Source organism: Candidatus Formimonas warabiya, assembly GCF_002777255.1.
Lineage (GTDB): Bacteria > Bacillota > Dehalobacteriia > Dehalobacteriales > Dehalobacteriaceae > Formimonas > Formimonas warabiya.
On record NZ_CP017634.1, the window covers coordinates 206,010 to 225,450 of the forward strand.

General features: G+C 45.8%; 17 protein-coding genes. 14 read left to right on the plus strand and 3 right to left on the minus strand.

Annotation, left to right across the window (positions count from 1 at the left end):
- The first annotated feature begins 149 nt into the window (after positions 1 to 149).
- From DCMF_RS29950 to DCMF_RS00930, 3 genes are read left to right on the plus strand one after another with little or no spacing between them, the layout of a single operon-like run.
- Positions 150 to 536: a DUF4386 domain-containing protein gene (locus tag DCMF_RS29950; RefSeq protein ID WP_214659001.1), complete on the plus strand. Its 387-nt coding sequence runs from the start codon at positions 150 to 152 to the stop codon at positions 534 to 536.
- Between the two features lie 25 nt (positions 537 to 561).
- Positions 562 to 864: a DUF4386 domain-containing protein gene (locus DCMF_RS29955; RefSeq protein ID WP_214659002.1), complete on the plus strand. Its 303-nt coding sequence runs from the start codon at positions 562 to 564 to the stop codon at positions 862 to 864.
- A gap of 43 nt (positions 865 to 907) precedes the next feature.
- Positions 908 to 2,407 (plus strand): phytoene desaturase family protein, encoded by a 1,500-nt coding sequence (locus tag DCMF_RS00930; RefSeq protein WP_214659003.1) that lies wholly within the window; start codon positions 908 to 910, stop codon positions 2,405 to 2,407.
- Between the two features lie 103 nt (positions 2,408 to 2,510).
- Here the strand turns inward: DCMF_RS00930 and DCMF_RS00935 are convergent, their stop codons facing one another.
- The 3 genes from DCMF_RS00935 to DCMF_RS00945 all read right to left on the minus strand — a co-directional run bounded on the left by DCMF_RS00935 (position 2,511) and on the right by DCMF_RS00945 (position 4,704).
- Positions 2,511 to 3,380 carry an AraC family transcriptional regulator gene (locus DCMF_RS00935; protein ID WP_148132689.1) on the minus strand — a complete coding sequence of 290 codons (870 nt, stop codon included), beginning with the start codon at positions 3,378 to 3,380 and terminating at the stop codon, positions 2,511 to 2,513.
- 135 nt (positions 3,381 to 3,515) lie between these two features.
- Positions 3,516 to 3,737 (minus strand): hypothetical protein, encoded by a 222-nt coding sequence (locus DCMF_RS00940; RefSeq protein ID WP_148132690.1) that lies wholly within the window; start codon positions 3,735 to 3,737, stop codon positions 3,516 to 3,518.
- Positions 3,738 to 4,089: 352 nt separating this feature from the next.
- Positions 4,090 to 4,704 (minus strand): helix-turn-helix domain-containing protein, encoded by a 615-nt coding sequence (locus DCMF_RS00945; RefSeq protein ID WP_148132691.1) that lies wholly within the window; start codon positions 4,702 to 4,704, stop codon positions 4,090 to 4,092.
- Between the two features lie 449 nt (positions 4,705 to 5,153).
- On the opposite strand from DCMF_RS00945, the gene DCMF_RS00950 reads away from it, so the two are divergent.
- From DCMF_RS00950 to xdhA, 11 genes are all read left to right on the plus strand, one after another.
- Positions 5,154 to 5,987: a histidine racemase CntK family protein gene (locus DCMF_RS00950; protein WP_148132692.1), complete on the plus strand. Its 834-nt coding sequence runs from the start codon at positions 5,154 to 5,156 to the stop codon at positions 5,985 to 5,987.
- 79 nt (positions 5,988 to 6,066) lie between these two features.
- On the plus strand, positions 6,067 to 6,792 hold the full coding sequence (locus DCMF_RS00955; protein ID WP_148132693.1) for a maleate cis-trans isomerase family protein: 726 nt from the start codon (positions 6,067 to 6,069) through the stop codon (positions 6,790 to 6,792).
- 806 nt (positions 6,793 to 7,598) lie between these two features.
- Positions 7,599 to 9,866 carry a xanthine dehydrogenase family protein molybdopterin-binding subunit gene (locus DCMF_RS00960; RefSeq protein ID WP_148132694.1) on the plus strand — a complete coding sequence of 756 codons (2,268 nt, stop codon included), beginning with the start codon at positions 7,599 to 7,601 and terminating at the stop codon, positions 9,864 to 9,866.
- Positions 9,863 to 10,642: an electron transfer flavoprotein subunit beta/FixA family protein gene (locus DCMF_RS00965; protein ID WP_148132695.1), complete on the plus strand. Its 780-nt coding sequence runs from the start codon at positions 9,863 to 9,865 to the stop codon at positions 10,640 to 10,642. The genes DCMF_RS00960 and DCMF_RS00965 overlap by 4 nt, the downstream gene beginning before the upstream one ends.
- Before the next feature lie 15 nt (positions 10,643 to 10,657).
- The gene (locus DCMF_RS00970) at positions 10,658 to 11,872 is read left to right on the plus strand and encodes an electron transfer flavoprotein subunit alpha (protein ID WP_148132696.1); all 1,215 of its coding nucleotides are present in this window, start codon (positions 10,658 to 10,660) and stop codon (positions 11,870 to 11,872) included.
- A gap of 43 nt (positions 11,873 to 11,915) precedes the next feature.
- Entirely contained in the window at positions 11,916 to 12,398 is a 483-nt protein-coding gene (locus tag DCMF_RS00975; RefSeq protein WP_148132697.1) for a (2Fe-2S)-binding protein, read from the plus strand.
- 14 nt (positions 12,399 to 12,412) lie between these two features.
- A complete protein-coding gene (locus DCMF_RS00980; RefSeq protein ID WP_148132698.1) occupies positions 12,413 to 13,387 on the plus strand; it encodes an FAD binding domain-containing protein in 975 nt (324 codons plus the stop codon).
- A gap of 42 nt (positions 13,388 to 13,429) precedes the next feature.
- The gene (locus DCMF_RS00985) at positions 13,430 to 14,608 is read left to right on the plus strand and encodes an NAD(P)/FAD-dependent oxidoreductase (protein ID WP_148132699.1); all 1,179 of its coding nucleotides are present in this window, start codon (positions 13,430 to 13,432) and stop codon (positions 14,606 to 14,608) included.
- 24 nt (positions 14,609 to 14,632) lie between these two features.
- The gene (locus DCMF_RS00990; protein WP_148132700.1) at positions 14,633 to 15,967 is read left to right on the plus strand and encodes a UbiD family decarboxylase; all 1,335 of its coding nucleotides are present in this window, start codon (positions 14,633 to 14,635) and stop codon (positions 15,965 to 15,967) included.
- A 29-nt stretch (positions 15,968 to 15,996) separates the two neighbouring features.
- Positions 15,997 to 17,067, plus strand: coding sequence for a DUF4392 domain-containing protein (locus DCMF_RS00995; protein WP_148132701.1), 1,071 nt, complete (start codon positions 15,997 to 15,999; stop codon positions 17,065 to 17,067).
- Between the two features lie 94 nt (positions 17,068 to 17,161).
- Positions 17,162 to 19,441 carry a xanthine dehydrogenase subunit XdhA gene (gene xdhA, locus DCMF_RS01000; protein ID WP_148132702.1) on the plus strand — a complete coding sequence of 760 codons (2,280 nt, stop codon included), beginning with the start codon at positions 17,162 to 17,164 and terminating at the stop codon, positions 19,439 to 19,441.

Below are 19,441 nucleotides of genomic sequence, written 5' to 3' on the forward strand. Positions count from 1 at the left end.
GTATAAAATCTTTTTTCACAGGAGACATTGAAATGTGAAAAAAGTTAAACTGTATTGGAATGCTCGGGGCTTCGGTGGGTATATTGCATGTTGTCATCGGTGGGAATGCTATGGAAGGGTATCGTGTTTAAAATATTGGAGGAATCAAAATGATAAGCCAAATGAAGGATTTACCACAACGCAATGCTGCAATAGTCGCAGGGATCTCATTTCTACTCATGACTATAGCGGCAGGGTTTGCTTATGGTATTGTTCTTGGAAATCTTATTGTGCCGGGAGATGCAACAGCAACAGCCAATAAAATTATGGATTCTTTGATGCTCTTCCGCGCCAGTATTTGTAGCTTTCTAATCGTGCTTATTTGTGATGTGGTGGCATGGGCACTTTATGTTTTTCTTAAACAAGTAAATAAGAGTCTATCATTACTTACGGCATGGTTTAGGTTAGTGTATGCAACTATTTTAGGAATCGCTCTACTCAATCTTGTTAAAGGTATGCTGCTTTTAAGTGGTGCTGACTACTTGACAGTTTTTTAATACAGACCAGTTGCATGCTCAAGTATTGCTATTTGTCAATGCATTTAATATTGAATGGGCGATTGGATTGGTAGTTTTTGCACTTCATCTTTTTTTACTTGGTTATTTGGTTTTCAAATCGGGATACATTCCCAAAATTATAGGCGTTTTGTTGATAATTGCAGCTTTGTGCTATCTGGCAACTAATTCTGCAAATTTACTTTTGCCCAGCTACGAAAATTACAAAGCAACGATTGATACGGCGCTCAGTGTGCCTATGGCTATTGGGGAATTGTCACTTGCCTTATGGCTTTTATTTAAAGGAGGTAAGCGTCCAGCAGGGGAATAACCAGGATATTAGAGAAGGCGATTGTTTAAAGGAGGATTGGCAATTGAAAAAAGTAATAATTATCGGTTCGGGAATCGGTGGGCTTATTGCCGGCAACCTGCTTGCAAAGAAGGGGCATCAAGTAACTATATTTGAAACCCACAGCATGCCTGGCGGCTATATCGCCGGATTTTACAGGAAGGGCTATTATTTTGAAAGCGGCACTCTTTCCTTTGAAGCTTCAGCATCGGTATTCAAGGCAATGAAGGACATCGGAGTATTAGAAAAGATAGATTTCGTAAAACAGAGAATACGGCTCGTTTCAGCGGATTTTGACGAAACTCCTGAGACTTATGATAAGTATAAAAAAATGCTTTACGCTGCTTTTCCATCCGATAAACAAAAACTGGATAAAGCTTTTTCAGATCTGGACAAAATAGTCGGACTGATGGGGGACGCAGATAAACCGATGCCCTTTCTTTACAGTGGACTCAAAATGTTAACATCAATGTTTCCCTACATCTTGAACGGCCCAAAGCAGATGAAACTATCAAAGTTGTATGGTAACATGACGTCATCGGAGTTTGCCGCCAGATACTTCGAGAAAGACTCCAAGCTGTTCATGCTGTTTAGTGGATTCGGCTATCCGGATATGCCGGCCATGTTCGTAGGAGGGGCTATATCAGGGATGTTCTCCGACTATTGGACGGTGAAAGGCGGCATGCAATCATGGGCTGACATTCTCACGGAGAATTTCAAAAAACTGGGCGGGGATTTGAAGCTGAACTCCTATGTCGACAAGATAATCACCAAAAACGGGACCGCAGTTGGAGTCTCATGCCAAAATACCGTTTATGACACGGATTATGTTATTTCTGCCGGGGATTATAAGAAAACCTTCCTGAAGCTTTTAGACGACAAGAGCCTTATTCCGCAAGCGCTCCAGGATAGGATCAACGGAGCTTCCGTTTCTGAGGGCTTCTTCACAATATATCTGGGATTAAATATGTCTACCGAAGAACTTGGTAAATATATGAAGGTTCCTCATGTATTTACTTTTAATGATAAACCCGGTTACGACATTTACAATTCCGAAGACGGTGAGTTTTTCAGCAAGACATCTGTTTCATTTTATTCGCCGTCAATGGTAAACCCCAAACATGCTCCTCAAGGGAAATCCTCATTAATGCTTCAGACCATGGTGCCTTACCATTGGATGAACAACTGGGGTGGCGGAGATAAGGAGAGATATGGACAATTGAAGAAAAAAGCAATGGATGCCCTGATAGAGAGCGCATCCAGGCTGATTCCCGGCCTGAAGGAATGTATTGAATATAAGGATGCCGCAACTCCGCTCACTTATGAAAAATTCACCCATAATACCGATGGAGCAAGCTCCGCATGGAGCTGGAACCCTAAGAAGAAGTTCTATGAAAACACGATGAGCGTGAATATAAAAACACCGGTGAGAAACCTTTACATGGGCTCCTGCTGGGCAATGCAGATCGGCGGTGTACCCGGTGCCCTTGCAGCTGCTTACCAGTGTGCCAAAAAGATAACGTAAATGGCTCACGTGGCAAAAGGATGTTGAGGCTCAGCTGATTATCATGCCCTTATAGGGCTAGAGCAAACCACCCGCTAAGCGGGTGGTCATGATTAACGCTATCTTATTTTTTTACAACGGGAATCCAAATCTCACTTTTGTAGTTGGGGAGACTGGTATCCTTACTCTCATTCCACAATATTTCCGGTCCTCCGATTAATTCATAACCAGATGTGGGAAACCATTCGGCGTAAATTCTCGCCCACGTGTCTTGTAACGCTTTAGGAAATTCTCCTACTGCGCTGAATACTGCCCACGTAGACGCCTCTACCGGCAAAACACTCCAGCGCTTTGGAACAGTCTTTGTAGTGGCAACCCCGATATACTGATCCAACTCTGTACCTTCCACAATCCGCTCTTCAAAGTTTGCGGAAACAGATAAAATCCCTGCCGGTTCTGTGTTGGACAAAGCTTTGAGTTCTTTGATATCCTCCGTAGTCAAACTTTGCCACATGGACTCCATTTGGGGATTAACCCCCTCAAAAATGAGTGTAATCCGCTTTTTGATACCAACTATTTGAAAAGCGCCCTTTTCCTCGATGCGATAGTTCATTTGATTTCCTCCTTTTATTGTCAGCTGGAAAGTCATAGGTGGGACCGCTTTTAAAGAAGTGCCGTTTTTTCTTGCCTCGTTGGGTGTTACGCCATGAAAGCCTTGAAACGCCCTTGTAAAAGAATCCGGTGAATCATATCCATATTTAACAGCAAGGTCGATGATTTTCACATGATGATCAGGAAGCTCCAATGCCGCCAGGGTGAGCCTTCTAAGACGGATATATTCGCTTAGTGTATAGCCGGATAAAAATGAAAACATCCTCCTAAAATGATATTCGGAACAGCAAGCAAGCCTTGCCACTTGTTGGAAGTCGATTTCTCCGGTTAAATTCTCTTCAATATAGTACATAGCAAGATTCATCTGTTTTAGCCCATCCATGCTTTGACCTCCTTTCTTCTGCATTATATCAAAGATAAAAGAGACATATCCGACATTATCGGTGCCGATTTTGCATGGTGTGGTATGAGAAATACATTTCATAATGACTTGATCAATCCGCCGTCAGGCAAGAACTTATGAGGCTATGTTCTTATTAATTGAAAGGCATAGCCTCTTTTTATTGTCTGTTAAATCAAGTGCATTTGAAAAGCACAGAGAACTATCGCCCTCTGTGCTTTTCTTTACGTTTTTCCTGCCGCAATAGAAATTGTCGTTCTTTTTCCGCTCACGTTCGTAAACACCAACCCATAATGGTTCCTCAAAAGAGACAGTAAGTTTTGATGCAGCCTGATCCATAAATATTCCTCCTTTATGTCTGCCTTGCAAAGAACGGACAACCAAGGAGGCAGGTTACTGACAGTTTGCACTGCGTCCGGACTACCAACCGGAACTGTGTTTTCATCTTTGCATTTTTATTATATCGTATTTGTTAATCGCGTCAACCAGTGGGCAAAGCAGAAGAGGCCGGGATTATGAGGAATAGCTGCTGCAGATTCAGGTCCTATTCGGTGCGTAGATCCCGGATTGAGCTGCCGGCGCCCCGCGTATAATGGCCTGCTCAGCACTACCGCGGCAACCGTGCCCAAGATCGGGCAAGGTATCAATTGTTAGGCAGATTATTAGCATCGTTAAATAAATGAAACATCTTTCAGTTAACTTCCGTCCCTTCCTGTGTTTCAGGTGCCACGAGTTGATTGTTCTGCCACATCGGAGGAGTTAATATATATAAAACTTTTACTACTTTGTTGGTCAGATTGACAAAATTGTGTGGTACATCGCCGAAACCGTGATAACTATCACCTGGGTAGAGTACGTGCTCTTGCCCATCAAGGTAAAAAGTTAGCACACCCTCAAGCACATAGGTGATCTCCTCACCGCTATGCTTGAACTGGATGACGTCTTCCTCCTTTTGTCCTGGCAGCAATTCGACCAATATCGGATCCATTACAAATTCCTTATTTCCGTTTGCTAGGTTGTAATAGATGTATTCTCCGTTAATACTACGGATTTTCCGGTTATAGCTGCGGCAGAATGTGTGACGGTTATCCAATTCCTGTGTATCGGCACCAGTAAAAAAGTTGGAAATATTCTCATTTAGCGCATCTGCAATCTTCTTCAATGTCATCAGTGCAATTGTAGTACGACCGTTTTCCACCATGGATAGGAAGCCGACCGAAAGGTCAGTTTTTTCTGAGATATCCTTTAAAGTCAAGCCCTTCGCCGAACGAAGGGCTTTTATTTTTTGCCCAATTTCTTTTTGCATGTACGGCAGTTCCTCCTGTTTTCCAGAGTATCAAACTGTTCAACATGAAATATTGTGCTTTTGCCCAATTATATCATCTAATCACCTGTTATGCTAGACTGATTTTTAAATAATACTAAAGTTTTCCTAAATAAAACTTAACTTTCAAGACATAAAAAAATAGAGTAAACCATAACAAATTGCGTAGGAAATGAAGTGAAAAAAGTAAACCTGTATAATTATATGCTTTGAACAAGAAGCCTAGGCGAATCAAGAAAAAATAGTGTTTAACTCGGATATTCAGGTTTTAAAAAATATTTGGATTAAAAAAATTAAGTATTGTAATAGGTATTCATTATATTTATCAGTATTGCATAACTTAAAAAGATATGATACATTTAAGACATACTTAAAAAATAAACAAATTGTTACGGTTAATATAATTACTATTGAAAAAAAGAGAGGTAATTATGAAACTGCATTTTTTAAAAGTAAATCCCAGCGGAAATACGACTGTGTTTGTGCTTGATCCCATACCCAGGGAGCAATATGCGAAGGTAGCTGGAAAGATTATGCAGCAGTGCTGCGTTGGAGCGGAGCAGGTCGGTTTTATCGGTGAGGCAACTATTCTTTATGCGGTGGGCCGTATGGATATGGCTGGTGGTGAATTTTGTGGTAATGCCTCACGCAGCTTTGCCGCATGGATGGCGTTAAAGGATGAAACTGGGCTAGATGTACATAATTTTAGGGAAGTTGAACGTAAGGTTATCATCGAGGTTTCCGGATACAAGGGCACGCTGGAGGCCTCTCTGGGTAATCTGGACGCTGACAATAAATGTATTGCCAGTGTTTCCATGCCTATCCCTAAACGGATTTTGCGTGGAACAGACAGGTATTTTGGTAGATACAGTCTTGTGATCTTTGAAGGGATAAGCCATCTCATACTTTGGGGACGTGATCCCAAAGATGGGGATATCCAAGCAGCGCAGGCTTTTCTGGCAGCCCAAGGAGCAGACTTTTCCTCATTTGGCATTATGTATTACAGTTATGAAACGAATTTCATGCGTCCAGTCGTTTATATTAATGCGGCACAGACCTTGGTGTGGGAAAACAGTTGCGGTTCGGGATCCTGTGCGTTAGCCGCCTCTCTGGCCGATCAGCAGCAGGCTGGAATATCCGCCTTGACACTTCATCAGCCCGGAGGCGATCTTACTGTTGATGTGGTCTGGGAACAGGGAATTAAAGATATTGTTTTGAGTGGTGTGGTAGAAATTACCGCCATCGGTATTGCGTATATCGACTAAGTTTGATCTTTTCCCGGAGAAAGCAATTGAAAAATAAAACGATTGGTCATAAAATACAACTTTTTTGGAGGATTATACAATGCATAATGCTATCGATCAAAGACGCATCGGGCTGATTCTGCCTTCGGTGAATATTCGGATGGAACCAGAGTTTTACCGCTGTGCAGCGTTGAAGGATTTAAATTTTTATACCACCCGGGTGTTGTTGAATGACACTACTGAGGAAACATTAAAAGCTATGGAGCGGGACCTGGATCATGCGGCCAAAATGCTGGCTACCGTGTTTCCGGAGGCGGTTGTCTATGCATGTACCAGCGGGAGCTTCATTTCAGGTTTGAATGGTAACTCGCATATTGTTCAGACGATCGAAGGACACTGCCATTGTCCGGTGGTGACTGCTTCCCAGGCCATGATTGATTCTATGAAGGAATTAGGTGTTAGTACAATCACTCTGGTAACCCCTTATACGGATGATATCAACGAAAAAGAAAAGGATTTCTTTGAGAACAACGGTATCAGGGTTTCAGCGCTGAAGGGTCTACAAATAGTGGAAGCCGAGACGTTACGCACACAGTCGGTAGAGGCCATTACTGATTTGGCGATGCATACTGATGTGTCTGAATCTGGTGCTGTTTTCATCAGCTGCACCAATGTTGAAGGTCTCTATATCGCGGATGGTTTGGAACAAAAGTTAGGTAAGCCCGTGGTATCTAGCAATATTGCCTGCCTATGGAGCCTTTTAAAGGTGCTTGGTTACTCGGGCGGGATTAAAGGCCACGGTGTACTGCTAAGGGAACATCTATAATTAAACAACTTTTTTAAGGCTTGGTTGCAAATAAGCACGGAACAAAATACGAACCTGCCCGGTTCGGCTGCTTCTTCCGTGCTTGTTATTTATTTCTCCACAAGATATTTTGCATTCTGGAGGAGGGCAGCTTTGATTATTAATATTTATGAAAAAAATTTAATGATTACTAAAGTTGTTCGACGTTATAGTTTTATCTGGGAAATTAATATCAATAGTACATCTACAGATCTTACCGGTAAATAAATGGTTACTATTGTATAAATATAGCTGAAATTATGAATAATCATATTGACATATTACTGAAATTTAGCTATATTAAATTTAGCTACATAGAACAAACACTTGACATTTCAAATCGGCACTTCACAACAGACATGTTAATTAAGGCAATCTTACCATTGGTGATGTTAAGTTATTGTGAACGAACTTTCAGGATTGTAAGATTAAATTGATAGAACTGCATAAGAATTTCCATAAAGAGGATAAGTTATTAGTAATAACAAAGCCCTATGGCTTTTACAAATTATAAGCCAATTATATTGTAACCACCATGCCTCCTAGGCATAATTAATAATGAAAATGGGTAAAAGTATTTTCTTGTTAATAAAAAAGAAAGAAGGTTGAGAACGTAAGGTAACAAAAAAATTTGGAAAGGAGGATATTTGGAGGATTAAGGCGGTGTTAAGACAACGAGGTAAAGGAAAAATCTGTTATAGATCCTTCTAATATCAGACTCGGTTGGTTGGGACTGTCCCAACCGGCTTAAACTAAGCTGGTTTTGAGCTTGGAGGTGTTTCTCATTCATGAGTGTGATTGGTAAGAATATTACGCGTGTTGATGCGCTTGAAAAAGCCAATGGCACGGCAAGCTTTTGCGATGATATTTATTTCCGCAACATGGTTTACGGTAGGATGGTGCACAGTCCCCATGCCCATGCACGGATCATGAATATTGATACTTCTGCTGCACGGGCGCTGCCGGGCGTCCGTGCTGTACTGACAGCCAAAGATATTCCGGATAACAGCAATCTTGGCGAAGAGCATGGGTGGATGCTTGCTGATAAAGAAGTATGCTATATCGGCGATCCTGTTGCTGTTGTAGCTGCGGATAGCGAGGCAATCGCGGCGGAAGCCGTTAAGCTGGTAAAGGTAGACTATGAGGTATTACCCGGTGTGTTTTATCTGGAGGATGCATTGAGGGAAGGAGCTCCTTTAGCCTGTCCGGACACAGACAGTAATCTCCTCATGGATCTTCATTCCGTGCGGGGTGATGTAGAGGATGATTTTGCCAAAGCCGACTTGATTGTTTCCGAAACCTTTCACTTTCCCCATATTTTTCAAGGATATTTAGAACCTAATAGTGCGACTGCGACATTTATCAATGGTGAACTGACGGTTTACTGCGGTTCTCAAGCATGGCATCGTTTGAAAAAAGACATCGCCAAACGTTGTAATTTACCTTTGAATAAAGTGATCCTGCGCCCGATGACTATGGGTGGTGCTTTTGGTGGAAAGAGTGAACAGATCACACCGATCATCGCAGCTCTTTTGGCTATGGAAACCCATCGCCCCGCTAAATTCACGCGTACCCGGGAGGAAGAATTCTATGATTCCCATCCTTCAGTAGAAATGATTGTAAAAGTGACAATGGCGGTAGATAAGGAAGGTCATTTTCTTTCCCGCAAAACTGAATATTTGGGTGATGTGGGTGCTTACGGTGTAGCCGGTACCTGGGTATTAGGGGTGGCCAGCTATCGCGCTGATACGACATATAAATTTAATTCGGTGGAGGTATCCACCAAGGGCGTTCGGCTCAATCGTACGCCTACTGCGGCATACCGGGGATATGGCAACCCTCAGGCGCACTTTGCCCTGGAGAGTATGATTGACATTTTGGCAGAAAAATTGGGTATGGATCCTACTGAACTACGCTTGAAGAATTATATCGAACCAAATTCGATCAGTATCCACGGTTATCATATCAGTAGCTGCGGCCTTCCGGAGTGTATGAACCGGGCCAAGGAACTCATTAACTGGGATAAGATGCGCGGCTCGAGCCATCGCTATGGTCATGGTGTCGGTTGTGCTTCTTTGGTTCATGCGGCAGGCAGCCGTGCGGGGGATCCAGAGTTTCCCGGTGACAGCGCCTTATTACAATGTGATATGGACGGCCAGCTGACCGTGTTTACCGGGGAAGCGGAATTTGGACAGGGTGCCAAGACAGTCATGGCCCAGGTTGTGGCAGAGGAATTCGGCGTAGATCCAAAATCAGTGCGGGTGATTATGGGCGATACCCAGCACACACCGTTTGCCACCGGTACCCATGGCAGCAAGTTGACGACTATTTTAGCCAACGCCCTTTTGGCAGCCTGTACTGAAGCGAAAAAAGAAATTCTGGATAGTATCATCTTAATCACCGGTAGTGGCAGACTCACTATCGAACAGGGCAAAATTTTGAACTACCGCGGCGATGTTCTAATGACATTGGAAGAGGCATTGCACAAGGTTTGCCTGAAGCGCAGCGGTGCGCCTATTATTGCCATGGGTGAATACCGTCCCGCCGCAGTGATGCTTGATACAACCGGTTATGGCAATTTGGCACCGACCTACCCCTTTGGCGTGCAAGCGGCTGAGGTGGAGGTAGACGTAGAGACCGGCCGTATTCATGTGAAGAAGATTGTTTCTGTGCATGATAGTGGAACGGTGTTCAATCGGCAGATGGCAGAAGGAGAAGTTTACGGCGGGGTAACGCAGGCATTTGGCTTTACTACAATGGAACAATTGGCCATTAACAATCAGGGTTTGCTGCATGGTGGTACTTTTCTTGAATATAAGATGCCGACCATGCTAGACATACCGGAACTAGTAGCGGATTTTGTGGAGACCTGTGATCCCCATGGACCTTACGGCGCAAAATCGCTTGGTGAACCACCGATTGTTTCTGTACTACCCGCTATTGCGAATGCCGTGTATCATGCCATCGGTCTTCGCTTGACAGATGCGCCTTTTACGCCGCAAAAGGTGCTGAAAGCAATAAAAGAACCGAAAGCAAAGGAAGGAAGAAGCAAATGAAAATTGTTGCTTGTATCAAACAAGTACCGGACACTGTTGAAATAACTATTGATAAGGAAACCGGCGTTCTGGTTCGTGATAATGTTCCTGCCATCCTTAATCCCTTTGATGCCTATGCCATTGAAGAAGCTGTCTTGATCAAAGATAGTTGCGGCGGCGAAGTCACAGCAATTACCATGGGCCCGCCACAGGCTATCGCTGTGTTACATGACGCCTTTTCCGTGGGTGTTGACCATGCCGTGCATATATGTGACAGTGCTTTCCGTGGTTCCGACACCTTCGTTACAGCCAAAATCCTTGCTGCCGCCATAAAAAAGCTGGGCGGCGTGGATCTGATCCTTTGTGGCAAACAGGCCATCGATGGGGATACCGCCCAGGTTGGTCCGGAGATTGCCGAATTTCTTGATATCCCGCATGTAGCCTATGTCAAAAAGATCCGTGAGGTCAGTGAGGATGCTATTTTATTAGAAAGAATGACCGAAACCGGGATCGAAGTTATCCAGGTGAAGCTGCCTGCAATGTTAACGGTTTTAAAGGATATCAATACACCCAGATTGCCTTCTTTCAAGTTAAAACGTGCTGCAAAAGAGAAGGCAATTCCGGTTTGGGGGATCCAAGAACTTGGCCTATGTGAAGAAGAGGTTGGATTGCAAGGCTCTCCGACAACCGTGATGAAAACATTTACGCCCAAAGCCCGCGGCAATTGCCAGATGCTTTCCGGATTAGATGAAGATATAATTGACGCCCTGTTTTTACAGATCGACTCGGCGCTTTAAGAGGGGGAAAACTTCATGCTTGGTATTCAGATATTAAGAGATAAATGCATCGGTTGCGGTATATGCATGGATGCTTGCCTGCAAAATGCCATTGAACTGGATGATGAAAATACTGCCGTAATCGGTGCTGCCTGTAATATGTGCGGGTCCTGTGTTCCGGAGTGTCCCAGCGAAGCCATTCGGAAATCAGGCGCCGGTGCGGAAAACCTGGATTACCTTGATGTGTCTCATCTGGCCGGTTGCCGTGATATTTGGGTGATTACTGAGCTTCGTGATGGTCGTATCGCTTCCTGCACCATGGAGCTGCTGGGTGAAGCACACCGGTTGGTTAAAGGGACAGCCCACAGCGTGGCTGCTGTATTGCTTTGCAAGGAGGTTGGTTTATATCCTTCCGAGTTGATTGCCGCCGGTGCGGACAAAGTCTATACAATACAAAACAAAATGTTTAAACAATTTAAGGATCAGCCTTATAAAGAAGCGATCTTGCGTCTGGTCAAAGAAGAAAAGCCGCTGGCGATACTCTTTTCTGCTACGGCTATGGGCCGTTCGCTGGCGCCACGTCTAGCTGCGGCACTTAAAACCGGTCTGAGTGCTGATTGTACTCAGTTAGAGCTGCGTGATAACGGCATCCTAATTCAGACCCGGCCTGCTTTTGGTGGTAACCTCTTCGCCAGCATTCTGTGTCCGTATACCTGGCCTCAGATGGCAACCGTACGCCCTAAGGTGATGAAGCCGCTAGAGCCGGACGCTAAACGTCAAGGTAAAGTTATTGAAAAAAACTATCATCTTGATGAGAATGCAGTAATGACGAATATCATCGATTATATAGCAGAGATCAGCGAAGCCTCAGTGGACGATGCTGAAATCGTGGTCGCCGCCGGTTATGGTGCGGCAACTGAGAAGGGGCTCGCCCTTGTCTCCGAGCTGGCCAAAGTCTTTGGCGGCGCCTTAGGCGTGTCTCGCAAGGTCGTTGACGCCGGCCTAATCTCCTATAAACATCAGATCGGCCAAACAGGTAAGACTATTAGTCCCAAGTTATATATCACCTGTGGTATTTCCGGAGCTATACAACACATCGTGGGTATGAGTTCGGCCAAGAAGATCGTGGCTATTGACCTAGACCCCAATGCTCCTATCTTTCATATGGCAGATGTTGGCATTGTAGCTGACCTCTATGAGTTTATCCCCAAACTAATTACTGCACAGAATGAACGTAAAAAACAAGTTTGACCGGTTCTCGAATACACCGTAATTGAGAAATGAGGGTAAACGTATGATAAATGATAAAAGAAAGCTTCTAAAAATAACCGTGAACGGCGAAGAACGTACGGATATGATTGACGGGGATATGACGTTACTTGATTATCTGCGTGACTACCTCGGCTTGTTTGGTACCAAGCGATCGTGCAATTGTGGGGAATGTGGCTCCTGCACGGTTTTAATGGATGGGCGGGCTATTTATTCTTGTGTGACTTTGGCGTTGCAGGCGTACGGAAAAACTGTGCTTACCATTGAAGGCCTGGCCGCACCGGGTGAGGTACATCCCATCCAGGCCGCGTTTATCGAATCCGGTGCTGTGCATTGTGGCTTTTGCACACCTGGTTTTATCATGAGCACCAAAGCACTGTTGGATCGTAAACATTATCCCGGCGATGATGAGATCAAGGAAGCTTTGGCGGGTAATTTATGCCGTTGTACCGGCTATGTGCAGATTATCAATGCAGTTAAGCTGGCTTCTAAGAAGCTTTATGGCTAAGGGAGGAAAAGAAGATGTCATATCAAGTGTTTAAAGCCCATTCTTTGGCGGAGCTGTGGCAAATCTTTGCGGATCGTCCCGATGCATATCCCATTGCCGGAGGTACGGATATTATCCCTCGTGTAAATCAAGGAATTGAGTTCCATCCACTGTTTGTTTGCCTGGATGAGATTTTAGAGCTGTACGGTGTTGTTTGGCTGCCGGATGGTTCACTGCAGATTGGTGCATTAAGTAAACTAGTAGAGTTAGCCGAGAATAAACGGTTATCTGAATATCACGCGCTGCAGCAGGCATGCTCCCGTGTGGCGTCTCCGCAGATTCGTAATCAGGCAACGATCGGTGGCAATGTCCTGCAGGAGAACCGCTGTATCTATTTTAACCAATCAGTTAGCTGGCGCAGAGAAGAACCTTGTTTTAAACTGGGGGGAAAACGTTGCTACCAATATACGCGTAGCCCGCAGTGCGTTGCTTTGTTTCAGTCTGATGTGGCGCCGGTGCTGATGTCTTATCATGCGGTCGCTTGTTGGCAGGGTCCCCGCGGCATACGGCAAACACCGCTCGCTGAACTTTATCTTGATGCCGGCAAGAAAGCCAAAGGGACCGATGAAATCCTAATTGCACTTGTAATCCCCCCCATAGATGGTGTTATGCGTTCTGCTTATACTAGGGAGACGATCCGGGGCTCCTTTGATTTTCCGCTGATTAGTTGTGCTATGACCTTCGTGGAGCAAGATGGGCGGATCACACAAGCCACGGTTGTTATAGGCAGTGCCGGTGTGAAACCGCAGTATGTGGATGATATCAAACCGCTGTTACAGGGGAAGACCCCTGCAGAAGCGGTGAAACTGATGGAGGAAGTTCAGACGCTTGCTACAAAAAAGATCGCGCCGTTTCGCGATAGCCGGGTTGATGCTGTAACCAGAAAGGCACTGGGCAAATCCGCAGTCAAACGTGCATTGTTACAGGTTTGTGGGCAGGATCGACAATAATTAAGGCAACAAAATATCGATTATATAATTGGGGGTATTAAGATGAAAAATTATGATGTAGTCTTTGTTGGCGGATCCCTAATGGCGTGCGCGGCTGCGTACACGATGTTAAACGAAAACCCGAACACAAAGATCTTGATGATCGAAAAGGATCCCACCTATAAGCTTGCCGCCACGCCTCTCGCTTTAGGCGGGATCCGACAGCAATTCAGTGAACGTGTTAATATCCGTCTGGCTAAGATCAGCGTTGACACCTTTGAGAATTTTGGTGAACTAATGGAGACAAAAACTTTTGGGAAACCTGAGATTGATCTGCGCCAGGGTGGTTACCTTTTCCTGGTGGATGAGAGCAAATGGCCGGTAGCGCAGGAAAATGCCAAGGTACAAAAAGAAGAAGGGGTTGATATTCGACTGCTCACCCCCGGCGATTTGGAAACTATGCTGCCTGAAACGGATTTATCGGGTATCGTTGGCGGTACCATATGCCCAAGAGAAGGCATCCTCGATCCACAGTCCGTATTAACCGGCTATCTGCGTAAGGTCAGAGAACTGGGCGCGGAGTTAATCACCGATGAAGTGGTGGGCATGAAGATGACTGGGGATAAGATCAGGGAAATAAACTGTAAATCCGGTGAGGCCTTTAGCGCGGATGTGATCGTTAATGCAGCCGGTCCATGGGCAAAAGAGATTGGCAAGATGATCGGTCTCGACATTCCCGTGGAGCCAATGGCCCATGACCTTTATGTAGCCAAAATGCCGATGGAAGCAAATGTGGGTCATTCCTATACAACGCTGCCCACCACGACATGGTGGTATAGGGAGCATCAAACCGGAGATACGCTGCTGTGCGGGAAAACTAAACTTGATTTCAGCTTTGGTTTTGACTTTAATGTCGATGTGCCGTATTTCGAAGAGGAGGTCTGGCCCGATCTTGCTGAACGTATGGAAAAGCTGGATAACCTGAGGCTGTTAAAATACTGGCGCGGCTGCTACGAGTATAACCCGATAGACTTTAACGCCATCATCGGCCAGCATCCTGATGTGACGAACTTTTATCTGATCAATGGTTTTTCCGGTCATGGTATGATGCAGGCGCCGGCTGCAGGACAGGGTCTTGCTGAGTACATTCTGTACGGCGAATACCGGACACTGGATTTGAGTGCGATGAATATGCGCCGTTTCCGTGAAAATAGGTTAATCGTTGAAAAAGCGATCATTTAAACACAAACAGCAGGAGGCTGACTTATGAAAGATTTACGTCAATTGCTTAGGTGGCTGGATGCACGCGGGCAGATTGCGCATGTAACGCGGGAGGTCGCTCCGGATTACGAATTGGTCGCGGTTGCCAAAAAGATTAATGAACGGTACGGCAAAGCTGTCTATTTTGAGCACGTAAAGGGCTCCAAATATCCTGTTCTTTCTTATGCGCTGTCATCCAGAGAGGGGATCGCGGAATCCTTGAATATGGAGCCGCAGCGGATGGTGCATCAGTGGAGTTGCCGCGAAGCACAGCAGAAGCCTTATCGCATCGTTGAGAGCGGCTCGGTACAAGAGGTAGTGGAGGCTAACCCTGATTTGTTTGATCTGCCCCTCTGCTTGCACAGTGATGGAAACAATGGCCGTTATATCACCGGCGGCGTGCTGGTGGCGCGTCACCCAGGGCTTGGCATGATGAACGCCTCCTTCAATCGTTGCCAACTGGTAGATAAAGATAAGCTGCGTGTGCGGATGATGCCTCCGCAACATTTGGGGGTGATTTATGAAGAGGCGGAAGCATTGAACAAACCGCTGGAAGTAGCGATTGTTATCGGCGCTTCTCCAGCGGTAATGTACAGCGCCGCTTCCAAAATCCCCATAGACCGTGATGAACTGGAATTTGCCGGCGCCCTGTCAAATGAACAACTGGACGTGGTGCGCGGCAAGAGTATCGACGTATTGATCCCTGCAAATGCAGAAATTGTCATAGAGGGAAAGGTACTGCCCCATGTACGCGAGGATGAAGGGCCTTTCGGTGAATTTACGGATTCCTATGTACCGGTGATGCAAAACCATGTATTTCAAATGACCGCGATTACCCACCGCAAGGACGCATTCTGGCATGATATCTATGCGGGCGGCACGGAGGATCTTAATTTGCTTGGTTTGCCGATAGAATCAGAGGTTTTCAATCATATCCGAAAGTTCGCAAACCCCGAGGATATCATAGATGTAGTAACATCACCCTTTGTGTTCGGTTGTTTCATCCGTTTACGCAAACGTAACGAACAGCAGCCGAAAAACATTCTCCTCTCGGCACTGGCTTCTTACGCTTGGATCAAGTTCGCAGTAGTGGTGGACGAGGACGTAGATATTCGCAAACCCAACGACGTTTTTTGGGCGATCCAGACACGGTGCTGCCCGGATAAGGGTGTTATGGTTATCCCCGGTGTATCCTCCTATACCAGAGAAGATGTAAAAGACGAGAATATCGGCAAATTCGGAATAGATGCCACGGCCCCACTGCACAAGAGCCATATTTACAGACGCCGCACCAACAGAATGTACGACCAGATCAGAATCGATGATTATTATAAATCGTAAGAACATAAGGGAAAAGGGGATTATTTTATATGGATTATCGTTTTATCGGCGAAGCAGTTGACCGCTTAGTCACGGTGCCGATGTCCAACTGGACGATTTTAAAAGGCTTGCCGCTTACAAAAACCTATGAAGCTGCGCGTGCCAAAGCAGGCGGCGAACCACTGACACTAAAGGCAGCGCGCCTGCTGACCGAGCGGGTGAAAAAAGGTGATACGGTGCTTCTTCTTTCCGGCTTTGTCATTCTCAACTGGAACCGGCCGGAAACAGATGGTCCTATCGGCGCAGCAGCTTTGGCGCGAAGTCTTGATCTAGCACTGGGTGCCGTTCCGGTGATCCTGACTGAAGACATTCTAGTTGACAATCTGGCTGCAACGACAGAGGCAGCAGGCATGGTTGTTTGTGATCATGAAGAAGAGCTTCATCGTGGCGGTCGGGGCCGAAAGGCATTGGTGATGGGCTTTCCGCTGGAACATGAAGAAGCGAAGAAGCGGACTATTGAGATTCTCGACCGGCTCAATCCCAAAGCTGTCATTGCAGTTGAACGTCCCGGATGGAATGAATATCAAGTCCATCACAGCGGCATGGGCTATAATATTTCCGATGTTACAGCCAAACTTGATTACCTTTTCCTTGAAGCGCAGAAGCGCGGCATACTCACTATCGGTGTGGGTGATTTGGGTAATGAGATGGGTATGGGTTCTGTGGAAGAAGAGGTCAAAGCCGGTATCCCTAATGGAGCAACTTGTTTGTGCGGGTGTGGCGGCGGCATCGCTTGCAACATCTCTGCTGATGTAGGCTTGATCTGCAATATTTCCAACTGGGGCGCTTATGGTATCTGTGCTTGTCTCGCTGCATTGGCCGGCGAGGAGGAAGTTCTGCATGACGGGAAACTGGAAAGTCGTATGATCAGTGCCTGTGTGGAAGCTGGTGCACTCGATCCGGTTAGCGGTATGCTTATCCCCTGTGTGGACGGTGAGCCGGATACGATTAACGCATACATCGTGGAAATGCTGCGTGGGATTGTGCGTCATATTACCAAAGGGAGTATCTTTACTCGTAGCTACCGGGAGACAGGTAAAAAGAGGATTGAAAACTTGTAGCTTTTAAATGAGACTACATCATTAGGGCTGTACCTTGTAACATCGTTTATCTAAAAACAAACGGATCCCTGGGTAAATAAATGGGGGGTATGAAATGGTAATCGGAAAAAGTATTAATCGTGTAGATGCGATTGATAAAGTGCTGGGACGTGCAAAATTTACAGAAGACTTAATACCGGCTAATGCTTTGGTAGGTCGGGTGATGCATAGCACCATCGCCAATGGCCTGGTGAAAACCATTGATACAAGTAAGGCGTTGTTAATGGACGGCGTTATCAAGGTAGTCTCTTGCTTCGACGTGCCAAATATCCAGTTTCCGACTGCCGGCCACCCTTGGTCTCTCGATGAAAGCCATCAGGATGTACGTGACCGTAAAATATTGAATCAAAGAGTACGTCATTACGGCGACTGCATTGCCGCTGTATTGGCCAAAGATGAGATCATTGCCGCGCGCGCAATAGCCGCGCTGAACGTAGAGTATGAAGAATATCCTGTGCTGCTGGATCCTGCAGCTGCCCTTGAGTCCGAGGCCGATGCGATTCACTTGGAATACCCAGATAATATCTTAAAAAAGACAAATTATACAGATGGTGACTGGCAGGCAGCCGTACACCAGGAAGGTTTGCTGCAGCTGAAAAAAAAATATCTTACAGTTCCAGTACAGCATTGCCACATTGAGAATCCAGTATGTTTCGCTTATATGGAGGGGGATCGCATCGTAGTAGTAAGTTCCACACAAATTCCCCACATCGTACGACGGGTAGTCAGTCAGGCGTTGGGGATTCCCTTGGGTAGAATCCGGGTTATTAAACCGTATGTTGGCGGCGGTTTCGGTAATAAGCAGGACGTGATCTATGAACCCCTGGCAGCCTATTTGACTATGGTGGCGGGCGGTCACTGCGTTTGTCTCAACATGAGCAGAGAGGAGACTTTTTCATCCAGCCGTACCCGTCATGGTATGGAGTTTTATTTACACAGCTGGGTTGACCGCAAGGGAAATCTGGCGGCGCGTTATGTTAAAGGCGTCTCCAATCAGGGTGGCTATGCCTCGCACGGCCATACAGTTTTAGCTAATGCCATCAGTGGGTACCGCAATCTATATCATCAACAAGCGATCCGACAGGAAGCAGTCACAGTTTACACCAATATCTGCAGCGGCGGCGCCATGCGCGCTTATGGCATACCTCAAATTAATTTTGCCATGGAATCCCATATGGATGATCTAGCCCAAAAGCTTTGTATTGATCCAATCGACTTTAGAAAACGAAATATGATGCGCGTGGGAGACGTTGATCCCGGGACGGGGATTATCTGCCATAGTAACGGGCTGGAGGAATGCCTTAATGTGGGCAAGAGCTATATAGATTGGCAGAAAAAACGAGAGTTATACCGTGAACAGAGCGGTGATATCCGTCGTGGAGTAGGGATGGCGATCTTCAGTTACAAGACCGGTGCTTATCCCAGTGCTATGGAGATTGGCAGTGCCAGGGTGATCCTTAACCAGGATGGCTCTGTTCAGGTGCAGATGGGTGCAACAGAGATCGGGCAAGGCGCAGATACGGTCTTCTCACAAATGGCAGCAGAAACGATTGGTATTGAGCCCGATCAGGTACATGTGATCAGTACACAGGATACCGACACGACACCCTTTGATACTGGTGCCTATGGTTCCCGCCAGTCCTATGTTTCGGGTGCCGCATTGAAGCAGACATGTCTATTGTTTCTGGAGAGGATCTTTTGTTATGCCGCTGAGCGGTGGGGTTGTAACAGCATTGATCTTGATCTTCGCAAAGGGATGCTTCAGAGCAAAGTAACCGGACAAACTGTAGTGTCATTGAAGCAATTGGCAATGAATGCGTTCTACAGCAGAGAACATGCAATGCATATCACCGCGGAATCCTCCTACCAGTGTAAGGATAACACCTATGCATTGGGATGCTGTTTTGCGGAGATAGAGGTGGATATTCGTCTGGGCAGGATTAAGATTCTTGATATCGTCAATGTACATGATAGCGGACGAATTATCAATCCCATGTTGGCGAAAGCACAAGTACATGGCGGTATGGCGATGGGACTGGGCTATGCCCTTTCTGAACAAATGCTGTATAACAGAGAAGGAAAATTATTGAACGGAAATTTCTTGGATTATAAGCTGCCTACAGCGATGGATATACCGCCGCTGCAGGTGAGATTTGTAGAAACATATGACCCTAGCAGTCCTTATGGGAATAAATCTCTAGGTGAACCTCCAGTAATCCCTGTCGCCGCTGCGGTTCGTAATGCCTTGCTTTGTGCCACCGGTGTCGCAATCGATCAGCTGCCTATGAATCCGCCATGTCTGATCAAAGCTTTTCAGGCGGCAGGATTGATATAG